Origin of the sequence: Lederbergia ruris, assembly GCF_018332955.1 — a bacterium.
Classification (GTDB): Bacteria; Bacillota; Bacilli; order Bacillales; family Bacillaceae_C; genus Lederbergia; species Lederbergia ruris.
In genome coordinates, this window is sequence record NZ_BORB01000009.1 from 79,463 (window position 1) to 96,674 (window position 17,212).

Below are 17,212 nucleotides of genomic sequence, written 5' to 3' on the forward strand. Positions count from 1 at the left end.
TTAAATGAAGTATGATATAGCAGTTGTTGGTAGTATAAATATGGATGTGATTGTGGAAACACCTAATTATCCAGAATATGGGGAAACTTTATTCTGTGATTCCATCACTATGAAGCCTGGTGGTAAGGGAGCAAACCAAGCAGTATCGGTTGCAAAGCTCGGAAAGAAAACATGCTTAATTGGAGCAGTGGGAAATGATAGCGCCGGAAAGCAATTAATTCAAAATTTAGATTCTAAAAACGTGGACACAACACATATCATTCGAAGTGAAGAAGCGGGAACAGGAACCTTTGTTGCGATGATTGATAGCACTGGTGAGAATACAATGGTTGGAGCAAAAGGTGCTAATGATTCCCTCACAACAGAAGATATGAAAAAAATATTCGAACAAATCGAGGCAAAAATCCTTTTGATTCAAATGGAAACAAGTCAGGACTCTATTATCGCCGCAATGAAAGCCGCCAAAGAACGCAATATGTATGTCATATTAGATCCAGCACCAGCAGAGGGAATCTTTGACGAAGCTTTCAAATATGCTGATTTAATCACTCCGAACAAACAAGAAACAAAACGAATTACTGGTATTGAAGTAACAGACGAAGCTTCGGCGCTTGAAGCCGCAAAAAAATTAAGCGGACTTGGAATCAAAGACGTCATTGTAAAAATGGGTGAGCATGGGAGTCTTGTTTATCAAAATGGACAAGCAACAGTAGTGGATGCAATTAAAGTGAAAGCCGTTGACACAGTCGGAGCAGGCGACTGCTTTGCTGGGGCGCTCGCGAGCTCATATTTAGATACTAACGATTTAGTAGAATCCGCCAAGTTTGCCAGTGTAGCTGCAGGAATCAAAGTAGCACGCCATGGCGGACAAGAGGCCATCCCAACCCTGAAGGAAGTACAGGAGTATGTAGGAAAGTAATAAGAAAAGCGGAAGGCTGTTCAGGGGCGACAAGCAAATGTTCCTGAACCTAGGAAGGGCGATTTTTCCCTTCATAGTTTCAGGGTCATTTGACCTCGAGCCCTACTGCCTGGAGCTGGACAATAACTTCGCCCAGACACAATGAAATCCTAAAAAATTTATACTCTCCTCTTACCTTTTAAAATAGGAGCTGTCCAAAAAGGTTAATGAACTGACCTTTTTGGAAGCTCCTCTTCTTTTTACACAGACACACGGGTATGATACTGCGAAATCCTTGGGTCTTTTTGGCATGGAATTGTAGAGATGCTATAACTACAGCGGAATGTCAGAAAAAGGCACAAGGCGCCACGTCCGCATGTATCATCCAGTACTATAGATTTGACTACATCGACTTGATCCCCAATTCATTAACCGAAAAACTGCGCTTTTCCTTTTTCCGATATTGATCAAAAAAGACTTCGTTAATACCAGTTAAAGTGGTTAAAAATCTTTGATCCACTTTAAATTCATCCATTAAATCTGAAACGGTATATATCCCTTTATCAAAAAGCAATTGGAGAATGCTCTTCACTTTTGCTGGTTTGATCACAGGTATATCGGTATCCAATGGTTCAATTATTTTATAGCCTTTTTTATTGATTAAAATATAGAAATACCTATATTTTTGATAATCAATTATACCCAATTTAAAGGCTCTTACCGCAATAGCTTGTAATGAGACTAGCCATTTTTGTTTCAAATCCACATACGCATCCGGATTTGATTTTTTTACGATACCTTGACAATCCTCGATAAACTGTTCTTCCGGCAGGAGAAATGCAGAGGCGAAATCATTTGCCTCGTTTTCTATACGGCGATAAGCTTTTTTATCTTGCATAGTGAATTCAACTTTATAATGTAATAGTAGATGGCCTAGTTCATGGGCCAAATCGAAGTTCCTTCTTACAGCTGATTTTTTGATCGTACCTAGGATGATATAAGGTCTATCCCCTTCACTCCATAAACTGTATGCATCAATTGTTTCACCGATTTCCTTTTCAAATACAAATGCCCCGGCCTTTTCAAGCAGGAAAAGAAAGTTTTGATTGGAATGATTGGGCAACCCTATTTTCTTGCGCGCCATTTCCGCAATATAGTTGATTTGTGCTTCTCTTTCCATGTCTGCATTTTCCTTTAGGAATAAAATCGTATCATTTCTCAGTTCCAAAAGTATATTCTGTGGATACTGGATTTCAGAGCGGAGGCATGTCCCCCTATGTTATACTTATATTGGTATATTTACCGTTATTGCGAAGGAGTGGATACAATTGGTAAAGAGTTTGCCTGCGCGGGCAGAGGTGAAGGTGGAAGAGACTTGGAATTTAGGGGATTTGTTTGAGAGTGAAGAGGCTTATGAACAGGCAGTAGTGGCGGTAAAGGAGGAAGCGGATACATTCACCAATACGTATAAAGGAACTATTCAAGATGCGGTTTCTGCCATTAAGGCATTAGAGGCTTATCAAAGGTTGCAAGAGCTGTTAATCCCTATCAGGACGTATGTTTCCCTGTCAGTAAGCGGGGATCAAACAAATGATCAAGCGCAAATGCGAAGTGGTAAGTTTGGTTCGTTGGCAGCCAAGATCGCAAGCCAAACATCGTTTGTTATGAGTGAATTATCGGAGCTGTCTACCGAGACATTGCAGCAAGCCAGTCAACAATCTGATGATTTTTCCACCTTATTTGAAAAAACCATCAAGGAAAAACCGTACCAACTTGATCCAGAGGTAGAGAAAGCCCTAGCGGCGTTTTCTTCTACTTTCCAAGCACCTTATAGTTTATACAATACGACAAAATTAGTAGATATGAAATTTCCCGATTTCAGCGTAGACGGCCAGAACTACCCACTCAGTTATGGATCATTCGAAGGAAGCTGGGAGTCAGAACCTGATACCGCCAAAAGACGCAGCGCTTTTGATGCCTTTTCTACTAAATTGCGAGACTATCAACATACAACGGCCAAGACATACGATATGCACTTGCAAGCAGAAAAAACAACCTCCGACCTTAGAGGTTACAATTCTGTGATCGATTATTTATTGATGAGACAAGATGTCGATCGCTCGCTATACAATCGTCAAATTGATGTGATTATGAAAGAACTGGCCCCGCATATGAGAAGGTATGCAAAGCTTTTACAAAAAATATATCAATTGGATCAAATGACATTTGCTGACTTAAAAGTTCCTGTTGATCCAACTTATGAACCAACGGTCACAATCGAAAAATCGAAAGAGTATATAGATGACGCACTAACTATTATGGGGGAAGATTACATCCATATGGTCAACCGAGCCTATTCAGAACGCTGGATCGATTTCGCCCAAAACACCGGGAAATCAACCGGTGCATTCTGTTCCAGTCCTTATGGGAAGCATCCCTATATCTTGATTTCCTGGACAGGAAGCATGGAGGATGTATTTGTCCTCGCCCATGAACTAGGTCATGCAGGACATTTTTACAATGCACACCAACACCAAAATGCCTTTACCGCTAGACCGTCCATGTATTTTATCGAAGCACCTTCTACTATGAACGAAATGCTGATGGCGAATCATCTATTAGCAAACTCGAATGATCCCCGTTTTAAACGGTGGGTATTATCTTCGATTATTTCACGAACATATTACCATAATTTCGTGACACATCTTCTTGAAGCAGCCTACCAACGAAAAGTGTATGATTTAATTGACGAAGGTGGAAATGTGAATGCAACGATCTTAAATGATTTAAAACGAGGCGTTTTAGAAGAATTTTGGGGTGACGCGGTCGTTATGAACGAAGGAGCCGAGCTAACATGGATGCGCCAGCCCCATTATTACATGGGCTTATATCCTTACACGTACAGCGCTGGTTTGACCATATCTACGGAAATGGCGAAGCGTGTACTGAAAGAGGGTAAACCAGCAGTCAATGATTGGCTCTCCGTTCTACAAGCCGGTGGCTCCAAAAACCCGGTAGAACTTGCTAAAATGGCCGGGATCGACATTACGACGGACAAGCCACTGCGCGATACTATTGCTTATATCGGAGAATTGATTGAGCAGATTGAGCAACTTACAGAGGAAATCGGCTGATTTTTAGATTTTCCTAAACACTAACATCATAAAGCGAGAATCAGTGTGGGGCTTCATCCTCCATTGATTCTCGCTTTATTTTGAAAAATTGGTTTAATGTTTGACCCTTTTTCTTTCCTCAGGTTAGGCGCCAAAAGTAGGATTATTCTACAATATCTCTAGCAGGTGAGTCCTTTTTCAATCTAAAATCATATTTGTTTTCATTTTCATATTTCGGGTCTATGTAACTAGATTTCGCATCACTTTTTGAGGCTTTTTTGAATTTGGGAAAAGACGTGTATTCTTCCGCTTTCCATACCCAGATACCCGTTTTTCCTTTTTCTTTATGGAATACATTCTTTTGCAGTTTATTTGCTTGGTTAGTTGTAAAATAGTTGGCAATCAATAAGCGGGATGGCCCGGCAGTGAAAATATTTCTTTCGATTACATTGTTTTTTGTATCATGCTGTAATAAAAGCTGTCCTCCATCTAGGCCCTTCGTGTCATTTCGATAAAGGATATTTTGAGAGATTGTAGAATGGATCGTGCCTCCACGCTTTTCATCATATCCGCCAATTGAAATTCCTGCATAAAAATTGTTATAAATAATATTGTCTATTATGTTAATATGAGCTGCATATTTTCCCGCATGTTCAGAGGTTGCTTCAATTCCGATATCACATTTGTAAATGATATTCTTTTCAATGGTTATATTATTTCCACCATCTACGTAAATTCCGCCAGCAGAATAATCTTTCCCATAGGCTGGATTGCCATATGAAGATATTTCATAAACTTTATTATTTTTCACAACACCATTTCGCACATAGTCAGCTTTCTTATTCGTAGACGTACCTTCAAACCCGATCAGATCGATACCGATATTATCGTTGCGGCGAACTAGATTATTTTCCACATTAAAGCCATCAATATTTCCATTAAGTACAAGAGATTCACTAGAGCCAAGTTGCAAATCTTCCACAATATTATGCAAAATTTGTATATCTTTCATTGGGCCCGTTCCGTATACAGCGATCCCATGGCCATCCCCATCATCTGCATGGGTTTCAATGCGCTGCACATGGTTATTTTCTAATGTAATATGACGGCTAGAGCCCGTTACATAAATTCCCATTACCGTTTCATCTGATAATTCAGTCGTTAAATCCTGAATTGTTAATCCACTGATCGTAATATAGTTTTTATTGTTGATCGTAACTAAGGAAGTATCCCCTTCAACATCCTTTAGGCTTTTGCCACTAAGGACAACTTTTTCCTTTTTGTAGGCTTTAAAAATAATTGGTTTCTCTTTTGTCCCACTATGTTTCACGACCAATTTTTCATGATAGGTCCCTTTTCGTATGAAGACGGTCGTCCCCGCTTTAGCTTCTGAAGAGGCTTTCTTTAATGTACGAAATGGGTTTGACTTTGTACCATCATTTTGGTCATTTCCATTGACAGCTACATATATAGAATGATCTTGTTCGGCATTCGTATTATTGAAAACAAAAATAATCATGATAGCAGCTGCAGCCAAGAGGACAAAAATAGTTTTTCTCATCTCATCATTCCTTTGCCTAGCTAGGTTTTAGGACAATTAGTATATAATTAATATCTCAATCCAGCAATAATTATAGGGTGTTAACTTAATAGTCTTTATTCAAAGGAGAGCGGTCATTCATCTCCTCATTGAACTGCGAAGGTTTCTGACCGCTTTTTCCTAAACCATTGTTGGACGTGATGACCATCGGCTTTTCTATTTCACAAACTTGCGCTTTTCCTCCTTCACGTCCCACAGAACGTTTGATACGGAACATTGGATGGCTCTGGCAATGTTGTGTATTTTTCTTGTTCAGGAGTATAGGCATATGGATCAGCAAGAACTTGAAGCAGCTCCTCCATTACTTGGAGACCTCCTTCTTCCACTGCTGCCTCTAACGCTTTCTCGACAAGATGGTTACGTGGAATAATAGAAGGATTACTTTTTTTCATCAAAGTGCGAGAATCTGCTTCTGATTCTGTTTGTCTCTCCCGACGTGCTTTCCACTTCTCAAGCCATTTTGTAAATTCTGGATTCTTACATTCAGTAATCTTGTCTGTTTGATTAAGCGTTAAGGCCCGGAATGTATTCGTGAAGTCTGCTTGATGTTCTTCCATCCATTTTAATAATTGTTCAACCAATTCCGCATCCTCTGGCTCTTTGTTATATAAACCGAGTTTCGCTCGCATTCCCTGAAGCCAATGTTGTTCATATTGTTCTGTAAAACGCGGCATTTCCTGTTGGGCAATCTCCACAGCCGTTTCCTGATTTTCATGCAACAATGGCAAGAGACTTTCAGCAAACCGTGCTACATTCCATCCGGCCATATACGGCTGATTCCCATAGGCGTACCGGCCTTCTCTATCAATGGAACTGAAGACAGTGGCAGGGTCATACGTATCCATGAATGCGCAAGGTCCGTAATCAATCGTCTCTCCACTTATCGTTATATTGTCCGTGTTCATAACCCCGTGGATAAAGCCCACTAATTGCCATTTTGCAATTAACCGTGCCTGGCGTTCCATGACAACTCGCAGTAAGGAAAGATACGGTTGCTCCTCCTGTAGTAATTCAGGATAATGGCGTTCCAATGCATAATCTGCCAACGCTCGTAACTCTTCTGTATCCCGCAAACGTGCCGCATATTCAAACGTGCCGACACGTAAATGGCTTGCCGCAACACGCGTTAAAATCGCTCCTGGCAAGGGCGTTTCGCGAAATACTGGCTCCCCCGTTACGACAACCGCCAAACTGCGCGTAGTTGGAATCCCTAAAGCATGCATCGCCTCACTGATGAGATATTCCCGCAACATCGGGCCAAGAGCCGCTCGCCCGTCCCCACCGCGAGAATACGGCGTGCGTCCTGCGCCCTTCAATTGAATATCAACCCGAGCTCCCTTTGGAGTGATCTGCTCCCCCAAGAGTACAGCACGACCATCCCCTAACATCGTAAAATTCCCGAATTGGTGTCCGGCATACGCCTGTGCGATTGGCTTGGCGCCTTCCGGAATTTGATTGCCAGCAAATATGGCTGTTCCCTCTTCGTTTATTAAAGCCTTCGCCTCTAAACCGAGCGAATTGGCTAAGGAGCCATTTAAGAAAACTAAGCCTGGCTCTTCAACAGGTGATGGCGATTGGCTTGTATAAAAAGCCTTTGGCAAATGGACGTAGCTGTTATCAAAATTCCATCCCATTGCTTGATTCATCGTATCGGTATCCTCTCTTCTCTCGTGTATATTGGTATCGTACCATCTTTAAATATAAAATACCCTGGTTGTATGGATTTCACTCTTTGAAAATCGGCCATAATAGACCCTTTTCCCTTTAAAATAACCCTCATGTTGTTTACAAAAAATAAAACGGCTCCGGTAAGACAAAAGCCGTTTAAAAGTTTCTTATTTGACGTAGTCTATTTATTTTTCTTTATTATAATCTTGGCTAGATTGATTCCGCCTTTTAACTTCCTCTACATTTGTATCACTGTATATGTCTGTTCCACGCCCACCTGTTGTCTTCGCGATCCATTCTAATGCCTCATTATAAGACATGCCTGATTCAGCATTTTTTCTTTTCACTTCCTCGATACTTGTACCGGAAATAGTGTAGTTATCATGATTGCGTTCCATTTATTTACCTCCTTTGCCCTTGTTAGTCTGAATTCAAACCATTGGCGTGTTTGTCAAGAGCGATTGCGGCAGCTTACCACCCCTTTTAGACCTTAGAGTTACTTTTCGGCTTTTGTTTTCATAGAATTTTTGACACTACCGCAATCTTATTTTTACCGAAAGAGAGGCATTCAATCCACAAAAATGAAAGCACCCATGCTTCCTGCACAAGTGCTAGTACGAAATTATTTGTGGCGAAAGATCATGTGTTCACATCACATGTCTTACTTTAGCAGCTTATCAAGCGTTCATGTTAAATGAAAAAGGATGGTAAAAGCAGAAAAAGATATATACTCGAATCACGGAAATATCAAGATCGTAATGCAGATCTTACAGTTGAATGAGCTCTATTATCTCACCATCAAGTCCTTCATAAAAAACAGTAACCCAGCCACTTTTCAGCGCGTAAGGCCCTTCTGAAGGAGAGAGTCCCTTTCCTCTTAGCCTTTTCATCCAGCTCTCTATGTCTTCGACTTGCCACGATATATGGACTGAATTGCATGGGGCCGGAATGACCTCTGATTCAATTAATTCGATTCTCACACCGGCGTTTTTTAGAAAGGCAATTTTCTCACAGCTCAACGTAAGGAATTGCTCAATTGTAAAGTCAAACATCCTTTCATAGAAGTGAATGGAGTCATCTAAATTTCGTACTTCAATACCAGCATGATGCCACTTCATCGTTTCTCTTCCATTGGTAGGATCAAATTCATATCACCAAACTCATGCCAAAGATATTCGGCTGATATTGCTTCCTCATAAGCTTTCATAAGAAGTTTTTCATCAATAAACGCAGTAAGCAGATCCAGATGGCTTGCCTCTGGTTCGTGAAACCCCGTTAAAAGTCCGTCCACTGCCTTCAGTGGGTACCCTTTTTGAATATATAGACAGGTGATCCCTTCCTGTGCTTCCACATGTCCGCCGTGATTGACCGCTGTTTCAAGGGCCCGAACCACTGTTGTTCCAACGGCAATGACCCGTCCCTTATTCTTTTTCGTTTTGTTTACCCATTCTGCTGTTTCTTCTGGAATGCGAAATGCTTCAGGATGGTTACTAGGATTAGGCCAGCGATCATTTTCGTAATAACTTAACCCGGCATGCAGCTGTAGATAAGCAATTTTGACGCCCTTTCGCTTTAATTTATTAAGCAGTTTCCAAGAGAAAGCTCTTCCGGCTGAAGGCATTTCAACAGAACCCGGAACGGAAGCATAAACCGTCTGATACATCTCTAACGGCCACGGTGTTTTAATATATTCATAGTAGACCGGCTCCCCGTATCGATAAATCGCATCGTATAAATCCAATCCGCTCTTTGAAAAGGAAAGAATCACCAAAGGCGCCTCATTTCCTTTTCCCGTAATCGTTGCCGTTAATTCTCCAGGTAGATCGATTTTTTCCCCGACTGTACATACGTCTTCTACAATGAGTGCTTCCCATTCCTGGTCCGTTAATTTACGAGATAAGCGAATTTCAATCGCTTGCTTTCCCCTTTTCCCTTTTAACACAGGCGGGAGGGTGCGGCTATTATTTAGCACAAGCAAGTCTCCCTCACGCAAGCTGGAATCCAGCTGATAAAAATAATGATGAAAGTGTTTCCCCGTAACACTATCGAGTGTCATTAAACGAACATGATCCCGACTGATCCCTCTATATTCTGCAGGGGTACTCGCATCTAAATATTTAGGCACTTGGAAGGAACGGGCAGCTACCATCATTGACTTTCCTCTTTTTCATCTAAAAGGGATTGCGCCTCAAATCTCTTTCCGTTTACTTCCATGGATTCATTCAATGCGATCGATACAAATACTTTCGCAACATCATTCGGATCACTCAGTTCATAATCACAATCCGGAACTGCAATCCAGTGCATCTCCGTATCCATTTCCCCAGGGTCAACCATACACACACTAACCCCTGTATCCTGCAGTTCATCAGCCCAGGTTTGTGTTAAGCCCTCCACTGCGAACTTGGAAATACCGTAAGCGCCCCATTCCGCAAATCCTGTTTTTCCCGCTTCCGATGTCACGTTAAGGATTCTCCCTTTATTTCGGGTTAACATGCCTGGCAATACCCGCTTCGTAACAAGGAAAGGGTTCATTGCATTCACTTGGAGTACTTCCGCAAAGTCATGATGCGGATAATCAGCCAGCAATGTCGGTCCTGGTCCAAATATGGATGCATTATTAATTAATACATCCACCCGTCCAAATGCTTCTTCCGCAATCGATACGAAACGATCGACATCCTTAACATCAGAGATATCAGCATTGACTGCGATGACTTCTGCCCCAAGCTCCTGTGCTTCCCGCTCTACCTTCTGCAGCAGCTCTTCTCCTCTTGCACAAATGGCAAGCCGTACTCCTTGTTGTGCGAATGCCAATGTCAATGCCCTGCCAAGGCCTTTAGATGCGCCTGTAATCATCACAACCGCTTTCATAAAATCACTCGCCTTCTTTATTGTTCTTACTATTATTTTAAAGGGAGTGAGCATAGAGAAACATCGGAAGGCAGACGGAAAACTCCTACTAAAAAAAGAGGATTCATGCATACAACTTTTGAATGAGAAAGGATTCAAGTCGGTGGGCGAGTGTGATTACTCGAAGATGATATAACAAAAAGAGATCCGGCCTCGTTTTTAATCCAAGTTTAGAGAAGTGCAAACGCCTAGTGGGATATCCAAAAACGGGGGAAAATATTTTTATTCTTTCTCGTTTCTGTATGCTTGAATGGTTGTTTTTAATGAAGCATAAGACCCAATTGCAGCATACCCATAAAACCATCCCATAAATATACCTGCGATAAAACTATGACGGTGCGCTATAAAGATAGAAATACATAATCCTAAGACCAGAGCAATCGTTGGTACAAATTTCCTCGGTACTTTAAGAAATAACTTTATAAGTTGGGTAAGTATCATGACTACTGGAACCGAAATGACAGCATCCCAGAAATTCGTATGTATGGTCGGAAAATCCATCAGAACGCCACCTTTTAAATTAAGTACTTCTAGATATTATTGTTCTCTTCTTTTTTAAAATTATGAGTTCTGCGCTTCTAATAAAACAGCTCACGCCAATCACCAACACAGAAGTCCTCCTGAACTTTTGACATACAGGGTGTTAGCGATTGACGTCGGCGTAGCATCCTTTTCATCCTCCGTTTTGAACACCGACTATAACGGATTTAACGGCTTTTTCTATTTCCATATACCCTGTACAGCGACAAATATTGGATTCAAGCCACTTCGTTATTTCCTCATCTGAAGGGTTTTTCCGAGTTTTGAGCAAAGAATGGCAATTCATGAGAAATCCAGGTGTACAATAACCACATTGAAAAGCAAAGTGATCGACAAATGCCCCTTGGATGGGATCATTCAACCCCTCGATCGTTAGAATTTCTTTCCCCCTCGCCTCAACTGCCAAAGTTAGACAAGATTTTTGAGCAACTCCATCAATATTGACCGTACAGGCGCCACAATCTCCATTTAGACAACCTGGTTTTGCTCCTGTAAGGCCTAATGTATTTCTCAAGACATCTAAAAGAACATCTGAATAGCGAAATATCACTTCTCTCTCTTCCCCATTCACCAGCAATGTTGTGCTTACCTTCAAGGAATTAGACGCCTCCATTTTCCTCGCCTCCTAATTCATGTAAAACATCATACAGCGTATTTTTTAAGACAAACAATCGATAACGGGAAGAACCTTCCGTATCATTTAAAACAGGTACATCTAAACGACTCAAAGCAAGATCTATTCTTCCTTCATAGGAAAGCTCCGTTCTGTTTAGTGAATCCTCGATTTGACTAGTTCGAAATGGAAAATGGGTTAGACCACTTATAGCGACTCTAACCTTTTGTTCAGCCTTAAGTGCAGCAACGGTAATAAGAGGATAGCCCGTATTCCATTGGCGCCTCCTTTTTATACTCATAAAGGGCATATCAATATATCTCCGATTTGTCTTAATTTGTACGAGAAACTCGCCCTGATTTAATAAAAGTTGTTCGTTAAAAATTTCCCCAATGGGAACCGTCTTGATCCCTTGACTGCCAGCTATCACCATTTGACTATCAGCCAATAAAAAAGGCAACACTGCTTCACGATAAAAAATCTGTCCACAAATATTTCCGCCAACTGTGATCTTATTCCTAGCTGTTCGGTCAGCAATTTCTCTAACCGTTTTACTTAGTAATGGAAATAGATTCATTTCCTCCATGTCCGTTAAAGTCTTAGCTGCCCCGATCACTAGCGAATTTTCATTTAGCTCCATCACATTACATTCCAAAATGTCTTTAATATCGATCACTGCCCCAGTTTTCATCAGATTTAATCTTCCGAGCGTAATCACTTCCGTACCACCTGAAAAAAATAGAGGGGATCTTCCCTTTTCGTCTAAATCAGTAAATAAGGACGTTGCTTCCGCAACCGAATTGGGTTTGTAGTATTCAAAATCATAAGGTATCAACGCTTTTCCCCCTTGCATCTCCAAATGAATTCAGGAGTGACAGGCAGTTCATTGATGTCGACTTCGGCTGCAACAGTTAAAGAATTGGCAAGCGCTGCAGGCATTCCTAATAACCCGTGTTCTCCGACTCCTCTTGCGCCATACGGGGCTTCTATATGAGGAGTTGTGATAAAATCGACCAGATACTGCGGATTCTCTCCATAATGAATCGGTCTATATGTTCGCAGTTGCGGATTAAGAACCCTCCCCAACACGTCAAATATAAAAGTTTCTCTCCCAGCATAGGCTAATCCCATGCTCATCGCTCCCATCACTTGCCCAAGTGCTGCTTTGCGGTTTAAGACAGCCCCTATATCAACGACCGTTGCCGCTTTCACTAATTTGTATGTAAAATCTCTTTTATCATATTCCACTTCAACGTAATACGCTGCGACCGTCCATTCTGGCCCAGGCTGTCCAGCACCTGTTTTAGGATCCAATTTCGTCATCCGTCTTATAATATAATTTCCATGGCCAATAATTTGACCACCAATGGAATGTCCATTTGGAAATGTATAACCATAAACGACCTCTTTCAAATCCAAGCTAACGTTGGGATCATCCCTTAAAAACACTTTTCCAAAGGCTACTTCAAGATCCTCGGTAGAGGTCCTTAATACAAAGGCCGCAATATCCTTAATTTGTCTGATCACGTCTTCCGCAGCTTCTAACACGGCCCTTCCTGCTATAAAAGTTCCTCTGCTTGCTACTGTCTTCCAATGCTCCGGCGTTGTTTGCGTGTCAATCCTCATTTTTACATGGATTTGATCAACGCCCATTTTCATTCGTTCTGCAAGTATTTGAGCAAGCGCGGTCTTCGTCCCCGTACCAATTTCCACTACGCCAGAAATTAAGTTTATGCTCCCATCTGGATTAAACGTTAAAATCACTCCAGAACTTGCATCTGTATCAATCGTAGAAGTCTTCCAACCGCAAGCAACCCCTTTTACCCGTACCTTTCTTTCATCTATTTCCTCTATTTGACCCTGATCCCAGTCGACGAGTTCTTTTAAGCGATCAATACAGGCAACGACATTCCCTACATTGCTTTTGTTTAATAGCACCTGTGTCGGAGTCGTATGACCTGGTAAAATCGCGTTCTTTCTTCGTAGTTCAAGTGGATCGATTCCCAACTTTCTCGCTAATTTATCCATTGTTCTTTCAAAAGCAAATAGAACCTCGGAATGGCCAAACCCTCTAAAGGGACTGCCATATGGATGATTGGTGTATACACAGAGTGAATTACACCAAATATGTTCAATATGATAAGGACCTGTACAGTCAACGCCGCCGGCACGGCTTACATCAATTGCCTTATCTGAATAAGCACCACCATCAAACAAATACAACATTTCAGCTGCTTTAATCATTCCTTCCTTTGTACAGCCAATTCTAACTTTCGCCTCTAAGCCAACATGACAGGGAGCAGTCGTTAAATCTTCTTCTCTCGTATAAACAACCTTTACGCGCCTTCCACCAACAGCTTTAGAAGCGATATACGCTAGAATTTCCCATTGTACAGGAGCTTTTCCTCCATAAGCTCCTCCTACCAAGGGAGTTTCTACAACGATTTTTCCTACTTCGATTCCAAAATAAATACTCATTAATTTTTTAACCATAAATGGTGCTTGTGAAGAAGTTGTAATATGCACATATCCATCTGGTTTAATTTCCGCCGTTGCACTTCTTGTTTCCATCGCTGCATGGCTAGAAGGAGAAAATCGATAATTCCCCTCAACTTGGACTTCAGACTGCTTCCAGCCTAGATCCATATTCCCTTTACGTATTTTCGTTACATTGGCAATATTTGAATTTGGTACTGGATAGGCAGTTCCTAATTTTCCATAGGAAACTAAATTTTCGTGGATAATAGGAGCATCTTCTTTTAGGGCCTCTGTTGGCGTATTCATAACAGGAAGCTGATCATATTGGATATCGATTAAATCTGCTGCTTTTTGAGCGATTTCGGGACGATCCGCCACAACAAGAGCCACAGGTTCCCCATAGTACCGTACTTTATCGACTGCAATGGGAGGGCGATCTCTAATTTCTTCACCCGTAAGAGGTAAATCATGACTACCTACTATAATCGATCTGACACCCGGTATTTGTTTTGCCAAGGAATCCTCAATGGATACAATTTTCGCATGACCATATGCACTTGGTACGATTTTGACATAAAGAGTATCGACCGTTCGTTCATCAGCTGTATATTTGGCTCTCCCCGTCACTTTGTCAAAAGCTTCTTTTCGAATCACACTTTTCCCTATAACATGCAAATTTTCTCACCGCCTATTTAACATCCTTATCCATATATATTGACGGGGATTGATAACTTGCCTATTTGTAGAAAAAATCTATTCAATATTTCCTTATGAAATTTAGTATCCAATAAAAGGTTTCAAGCATAGTATAAAGTTATAATAAAGTGAAACTTCAATCAGTGGTTTTTTTCATCCCCCACTGAGATTAATAAAGAAACCGCAAAATTAGGTCCAACTTTAATGTCTTTACTTCTAAAAAGTAATAATTAAATAGTAATTGAGGCATAAACGATAAAGAATTAGGGTGAAAATGATGAATAACATTAATGGTGAAGGCAGAAGCAAAAGTGAACATATTTTAGAGGATGAAGAACTAAAGGCAGTTATAGAAGAACAAATTGCCACTTTACAATGGATTCAAGCGGTTGCTGTTGCTACTGAAGCAGTACTAGTATCCAAGTTATATTCATTAAAGGACAATGTTGAAGGTGAAGATAAAATTCTAACCGGAATTTGGGTACAAACCATTGGGCAATTAATGGAGGCTCTAGGTGTTACCCAGCAGATTAGCACAACTGACAAGCATTCCATATTCGAAGCTGAAAAAACTGCGGTAACAGGAGATTTAATCCAATCGATTGGGGCAGCCCTACAAGCATGGGGAGGAGAAGAAATATTGTTAGCAGCCGTAGAAGAACTTATTCCTTAAACGACCATATGTTGTTTATTTGTCATAATTTTTTAATTTCTGTTCCACGTCCGCTTGTCTTCTTGGCAATCCATTCTAATGCCTCGTTATAAGACATAGGCCCATCTCCTTTCCTACTTCAAATACATTTTTTTCCGCCATAGCTTCTCCTGCACTCTCTTTTGGAATATTAAACAAAAAGCGCTGTTCCGTATCCGAATCATTCAACCAATCCTTCGTTCTAATTCCTTGAACTTTTAATCTCCTATGTCATCTTGCAGATTTTTCAATTATAATGATGGTGTAATGATGGTGTTAGGCAAAAACTCGTGACCGTTTTTTAAAGATTGTGAGGAAATCAGGATGAAGCTATACAATTTCGAAAATTATACAAACCAGACTATTTTCCAAAGAGGTTATGTTTATTATCTCGAAGGACGTGTGATCAATCTATCTAGTAACGCGGACGGTGAATATCAATTTACTGTTGAAGGTAGAACTGATTATAACGTAGTTGTGAAGTTAGGCACGGAGGAGGAAATTGTCTATTCCGATTGTAACTGTCCTTTTGATTTCGATACGATTTGTAAGCATCAAATTGCGGCATACTTTGAATTGCGAGATCAAACCAATAAAAATCATAACACCAAAACACAAGAGCCTTCATTAAAGGAAGTGCTAAGTAATCTCTCCAAAGAAGATTTAATCACGATTATAGAAGACATAACTGCAAATGATTTGGCCTTAACCAATAAGCTTTTGCTAAAATATTCAAGTGGTACGGATGCGCAAGAGATTCAGTATTGTAAACAAGCCATCCAATCCATTGTCCATAAATATATCGGTCGACATGGCATGATCCCATACAGTGATACATTCCATTTTGCTAATGAACTGTCGGAAATTTTGGAAAAGGCGCAAGACACCTACCACATTCTTCGCTCTATAGATATTGCTAGTTTAGTATTAATAGAAGGAATGGAGGCCTTTCAATACGCGGATGATTCAGGAGGAGAGATCGGTTCTCTTGTCAATGAGGCGATCAAGCAGATAGAAGAACTCGCACTAAATTGTGATAATGGAAACGTGAAGGAAGAGGCCTTAAATAAAATCTTACATCTCAGCCAACACGAAGTCTTTAACGGCTGGGAAGATTTTAGCATTGACTTATTGCGGGTGTGCATTCATTTTGCAGAAGTCCCGGTTTTAAGAAATAAAATCACAGCGGCCATTCACTCTTACTTAACGGATGAAGCGTATGACGATTATAATAAGTATTACAAAGAATCCCTACTTAATATTGAATTTGATTTGTTGAGAAGGTTTGGTACGAAAGAAGAAACAGAGCAATTTTTAAAAGAACATCTTGAGTACTCATCGTTTCGGAGAATATCAATTAATCAACTTCTTCAGGAAGCAAATTACGAGAAAGCAATCGAACTTGCTTTGGAAGGAGAGAAAAAAGACAAAGGCTATTCTGGATTGGCGACAAGATGGAAGGAATTTAGATACAAAGCGTATAAAGGTCTGGGATGGAAAAAAGAACAGGAAAAATTGGGTAAAGAACTTTTACTTAATGGTGATTTCGATTATTACCGGGAATTAAAAGACTTGGTTCATAAGGATCAAAAAACTTTTTACACTCAATTGAAACAAGAATTAAAACATTCGAGGAACCGGCAAGCTAACGCAATCTATCTCCAACTAATAGAGGAAGAAGAGGATATCGACGCGATTATGGAATATGTAAAAGAACATCCCGAAAACATTGAAAGTTATGCTGACATGTTAATTGGCAAATTTCCTGAGGATGTCATCGAGTTGTATACACACTATATAAAAGCGGAAGCGCAGATAGCTTCAAATCGAAAAGCCTATAAAAGTGTTTGCAGGAAACTGAAAAACTATGCAAACACGATCGGGAGAGAAAAAACAAACGAATTAAAGGATGAATTGCGTGTTCTATATAAAAGAAGGCCAGCATTTATGGATGAACTTGGGAAAGTTTAATTGTAGCTCCTTCTGTGAGTCAGTTGTGTCA

At 40.5% G+C, this 17,212-nt stretch carries 15 protein-coding genes; 4 read left to right on the forward strand and 11 right to left on the reverse strand.

What is annotated here, in order from left to right; all coding sequences use genetic code 11:
• Positions 1 to 4: 4 nt before the first annotated feature.
• A complete protein-coding gene (gene rbsK, locus KI363_RS06975) occupies positions 5 to 919 on the forward strand; it encodes a ribokinase (protein ID WP_212965930.1) in 915 nt (304 codons plus the stop codon).
• A 382-nt stretch (positions 920 to 1,301) separates the two neighbouring features.
• On the opposite strand, the gene KI363_RS06980 is transcribed toward rbsK, so the two are convergent.
• A complete protein-coding gene (locus tag KI363_RS06980; RefSeq protein WP_444543503.1) occupies positions 1,302 to 2,150 on the reverse strand; it encodes a spr1629 family repressor/antitoxin in 849 nt (282 codons plus the stop codon).
• A 76-nt stretch (positions 2,151 to 2,226) separates the two neighbouring features.
• On the opposite strand from KI363_RS06980, the gene pepF reads away from it, so the two are divergent.
• Positions 2,227 to 4,032, forward strand: coding sequence for an oligoendopeptidase F (pepF, locus tag KI363_RS06985; protein WP_246516796.1), 1,806 nt, complete (start codon positions 2,227 to 2,229; stop codon positions 4,030 to 4,032).
• 142 nt (positions 4,033 to 4,174) lie between these two features.
• Here the strand turns inward: pepF and KI363_RS06990 are convergent, their stop codons facing one another.
• The 10 genes from KI363_RS06990 to KI363_RS07035 form a co-directional block, all read right to left on the reverse strand.
• Positions 4,175 to 5,572 carry a right-handed parallel beta-helix repeat-containing protein gene (locus tag KI363_RS06990; protein WP_212965933.1) on the reverse strand — a complete coding sequence of 466 codons (1,398 nt, stop codon included), beginning with the start codon at positions 5,570 to 5,572 and terminating at the stop codon, positions 4,175 to 4,177.
• A 224-nt stretch (positions 5,573 to 5,796) separates the two neighbouring features.
• Positions 5,797 to 7,257 carry a protein adenylyltransferase SelO gene (locus tag KI363_RS06995; RefSeq protein WP_212965934.1) on the reverse strand — a complete coding sequence of 487 codons (1,461 nt, stop codon included), beginning with the start codon at positions 7,255 to 7,257 and terminating at the stop codon, positions 5,797 to 5,799.
• Between the two features lie 207 nt (positions 7,258 to 7,464).
• Positions 7,465 to 7,677, reverse strand: coding sequence for a gamma-type small acid-soluble spore protein (locus KI363_RS07000; RefSeq protein ID WP_158321013.1), 213 nt, complete (start codon positions 7,675 to 7,677; stop codon positions 7,465 to 7,467).
• A gap of 369 nt (positions 7,678 to 8,046) precedes the next feature.
• The gene (locus KI363_RS07005) at positions 8,047 to 8,397 is read right to left on the reverse strand and encodes a VOC family protein (protein ID WP_212965935.1); all 351 of its coding nucleotides are present in this window, start codon (positions 8,395 to 8,397) and stop codon (positions 8,047 to 8,049) included.
• Positions 8,394 to 9,431: an S-adenosylmethionine:tRNA ribosyltransferase-isomerase gene (locus KI363_RS07010; protein WP_212965936.1), complete on the reverse strand. Its 1,038-nt coding sequence runs from the start codon at positions 9,429 to 9,431 to the stop codon at positions 8,394 to 8,396. Before KI363_RS07010 ends, KI363_RS07005 begins: the two co-directional genes overlap by 4 nt.
• Positions 9,428 to 10,153 (reverse strand): SDR family NAD(P)-dependent oxidoreductase, encoded by a 726-nt coding sequence (locus KI363_RS07015; protein WP_212965937.1) that lies wholly within the window; start codon positions 10,151 to 10,153, stop codon positions 9,428 to 9,430. Before KI363_RS07015 ends, KI363_RS07010 begins: the two co-directional genes overlap by 4 nt.
• 261 nt (positions 10,154 to 10,414) lie before the next feature.
• Positions 10,415 to 10,693: a hypothetical protein gene (locus tag KI363_RS07020; protein WP_212965938.1), complete on the reverse strand. Its 279-nt coding sequence runs from the start codon at positions 10,691 to 10,693 to the stop codon at positions 10,415 to 10,417.
• Positions 10,694 to 10,865: 172 nt separating this feature from the next.
• Entirely contained in the window at positions 10,866 to 11,345 is a 480-nt protein-coding gene (locus KI363_RS07025) for a (2Fe-2S)-binding protein (RefSeq protein WP_158321017.1), read from the reverse strand.
• Positions 11,332 to 12,180, reverse strand: a complete 849-nt coding sequence (locus tag KI363_RS07030; RefSeq protein WP_212965939.1) for an FAD binding domain-containing protein — start codon at positions 12,178 to 12,180, stop codon at positions 11,332 to 11,334. Before KI363_RS07030 ends, KI363_RS07025 begins: the two co-directional genes overlap by 14 nt.
• On the reverse strand, positions 12,177 to 14,498 hold the full coding sequence (locus KI363_RS07035; protein ID WP_212965940.1) for a xanthine dehydrogenase family protein molybdopterin-binding subunit: 2,322 nt from the start codon (positions 14,496 to 14,498) through the stop codon (positions 12,177 to 12,179). The genes KI363_RS07030 and KI363_RS07035 overlap by 4 nt, the downstream gene beginning before the upstream one ends.
• A 298-nt stretch (positions 14,499 to 14,796) precedes the next feature.
• Between KI363_RS07035 and KI363_RS07040 the strand changes: the two genes are divergently transcribed.
• Entirely contained in the window at positions 14,797 to 15,192 is a 396-nt protein-coding gene (locus KI363_RS07040; protein ID WP_158321020.1) for a DUF6944 family repetitive protein, read from the forward strand.
• Between the two features lie 342 nt (positions 15,193 to 15,534).
• Positions 15,535 to 17,181 (forward strand): SWIM zinc finger family protein, encoded by a 1,647-nt coding sequence (locus KI363_RS07045; RefSeq protein ID WP_212965941.1) that lies wholly within the window; start codon positions 15,535 to 15,537, stop codon positions 17,179 to 17,181.
• Positions 17,182 to 17,212: the final 31 nt, after the last annotated feature.

Bases quoted from the DNA above. Each gene is read 5' to 3' on its own strand.
- rbsK (WP_212965930.1), top strand. From the start codon at position 5: ATGAAGTATGATATAGCAGTTGTTGGTAGTATAAATATGGATGTGATT.
- KI363_RS07015 (WP_212965937.1), bottom strand. From the start codon at position 10,153: ATGAAAGCGGTTGTGATGATTACAGGCGCATCTAAAGGCCTTGGCAGG.
- KI363_RS07020 (WP_212965938.1), bottom strand. From the start codon at position 10,693: ATGGATTTTCCGACCATACATACGAATTTCTGGGATGCTGTCATTTCG.
- KI363_RS06990 (WP_212965933.1), bottom strand. From the start codon at position 5,572: ATGAGAAAAACTATTTTTGTCCTCTTGGCTGCAGCTGCTATCATGATT.
- KI363_RS07025 (WP_158321017.1), bottom strand. From the start codon at position 11,345: ATGGAGGCGTCTAATTCCTTGAAGGTAAGCACAACATTGCTGGTGAAT.
- KI363_RS07040 (WP_158321020.1), top strand. From the start codon at position 14,797: ATGAATAACATTAATGGTGAAGGCAGAAGCAAAAGTGAACATATTTTA.
- KI363_RS07010 (WP_212965936.1), bottom strand. From the start codon at position 9,431: ATGATGGTAGCTGCCCGTTCCTTCCAAGTGCCTAAATATTTAGATGCG.
- KI363_RS07045 (WP_212965941.1), top strand. From the start codon at position 15,535: ATGAAGCTATACAATTTCGAAAATTATACAAACCAGACTATTTTCCAA.
- KI363_RS07005 (WP_212965935.1), bottom strand. From the start codon at position 8,397: ATGAAGTGGCATCATGCTGGTATTGAAGTACGAAATTTAGATGACTCC.
- KI363_RS06995 (WP_212965934.1), bottom strand. From the start codon at position 7,257: ATGAATCAAGCAATGGGATGGAATTTTGATAACAGCTACGTCCATTTG.
- KI363_RS07000 (WP_158321013.1), bottom strand. From the start codon at position 7,677: ATGGAACGCAATCATGATAACTACACTATTTCCGGTACAAGTATCGAG.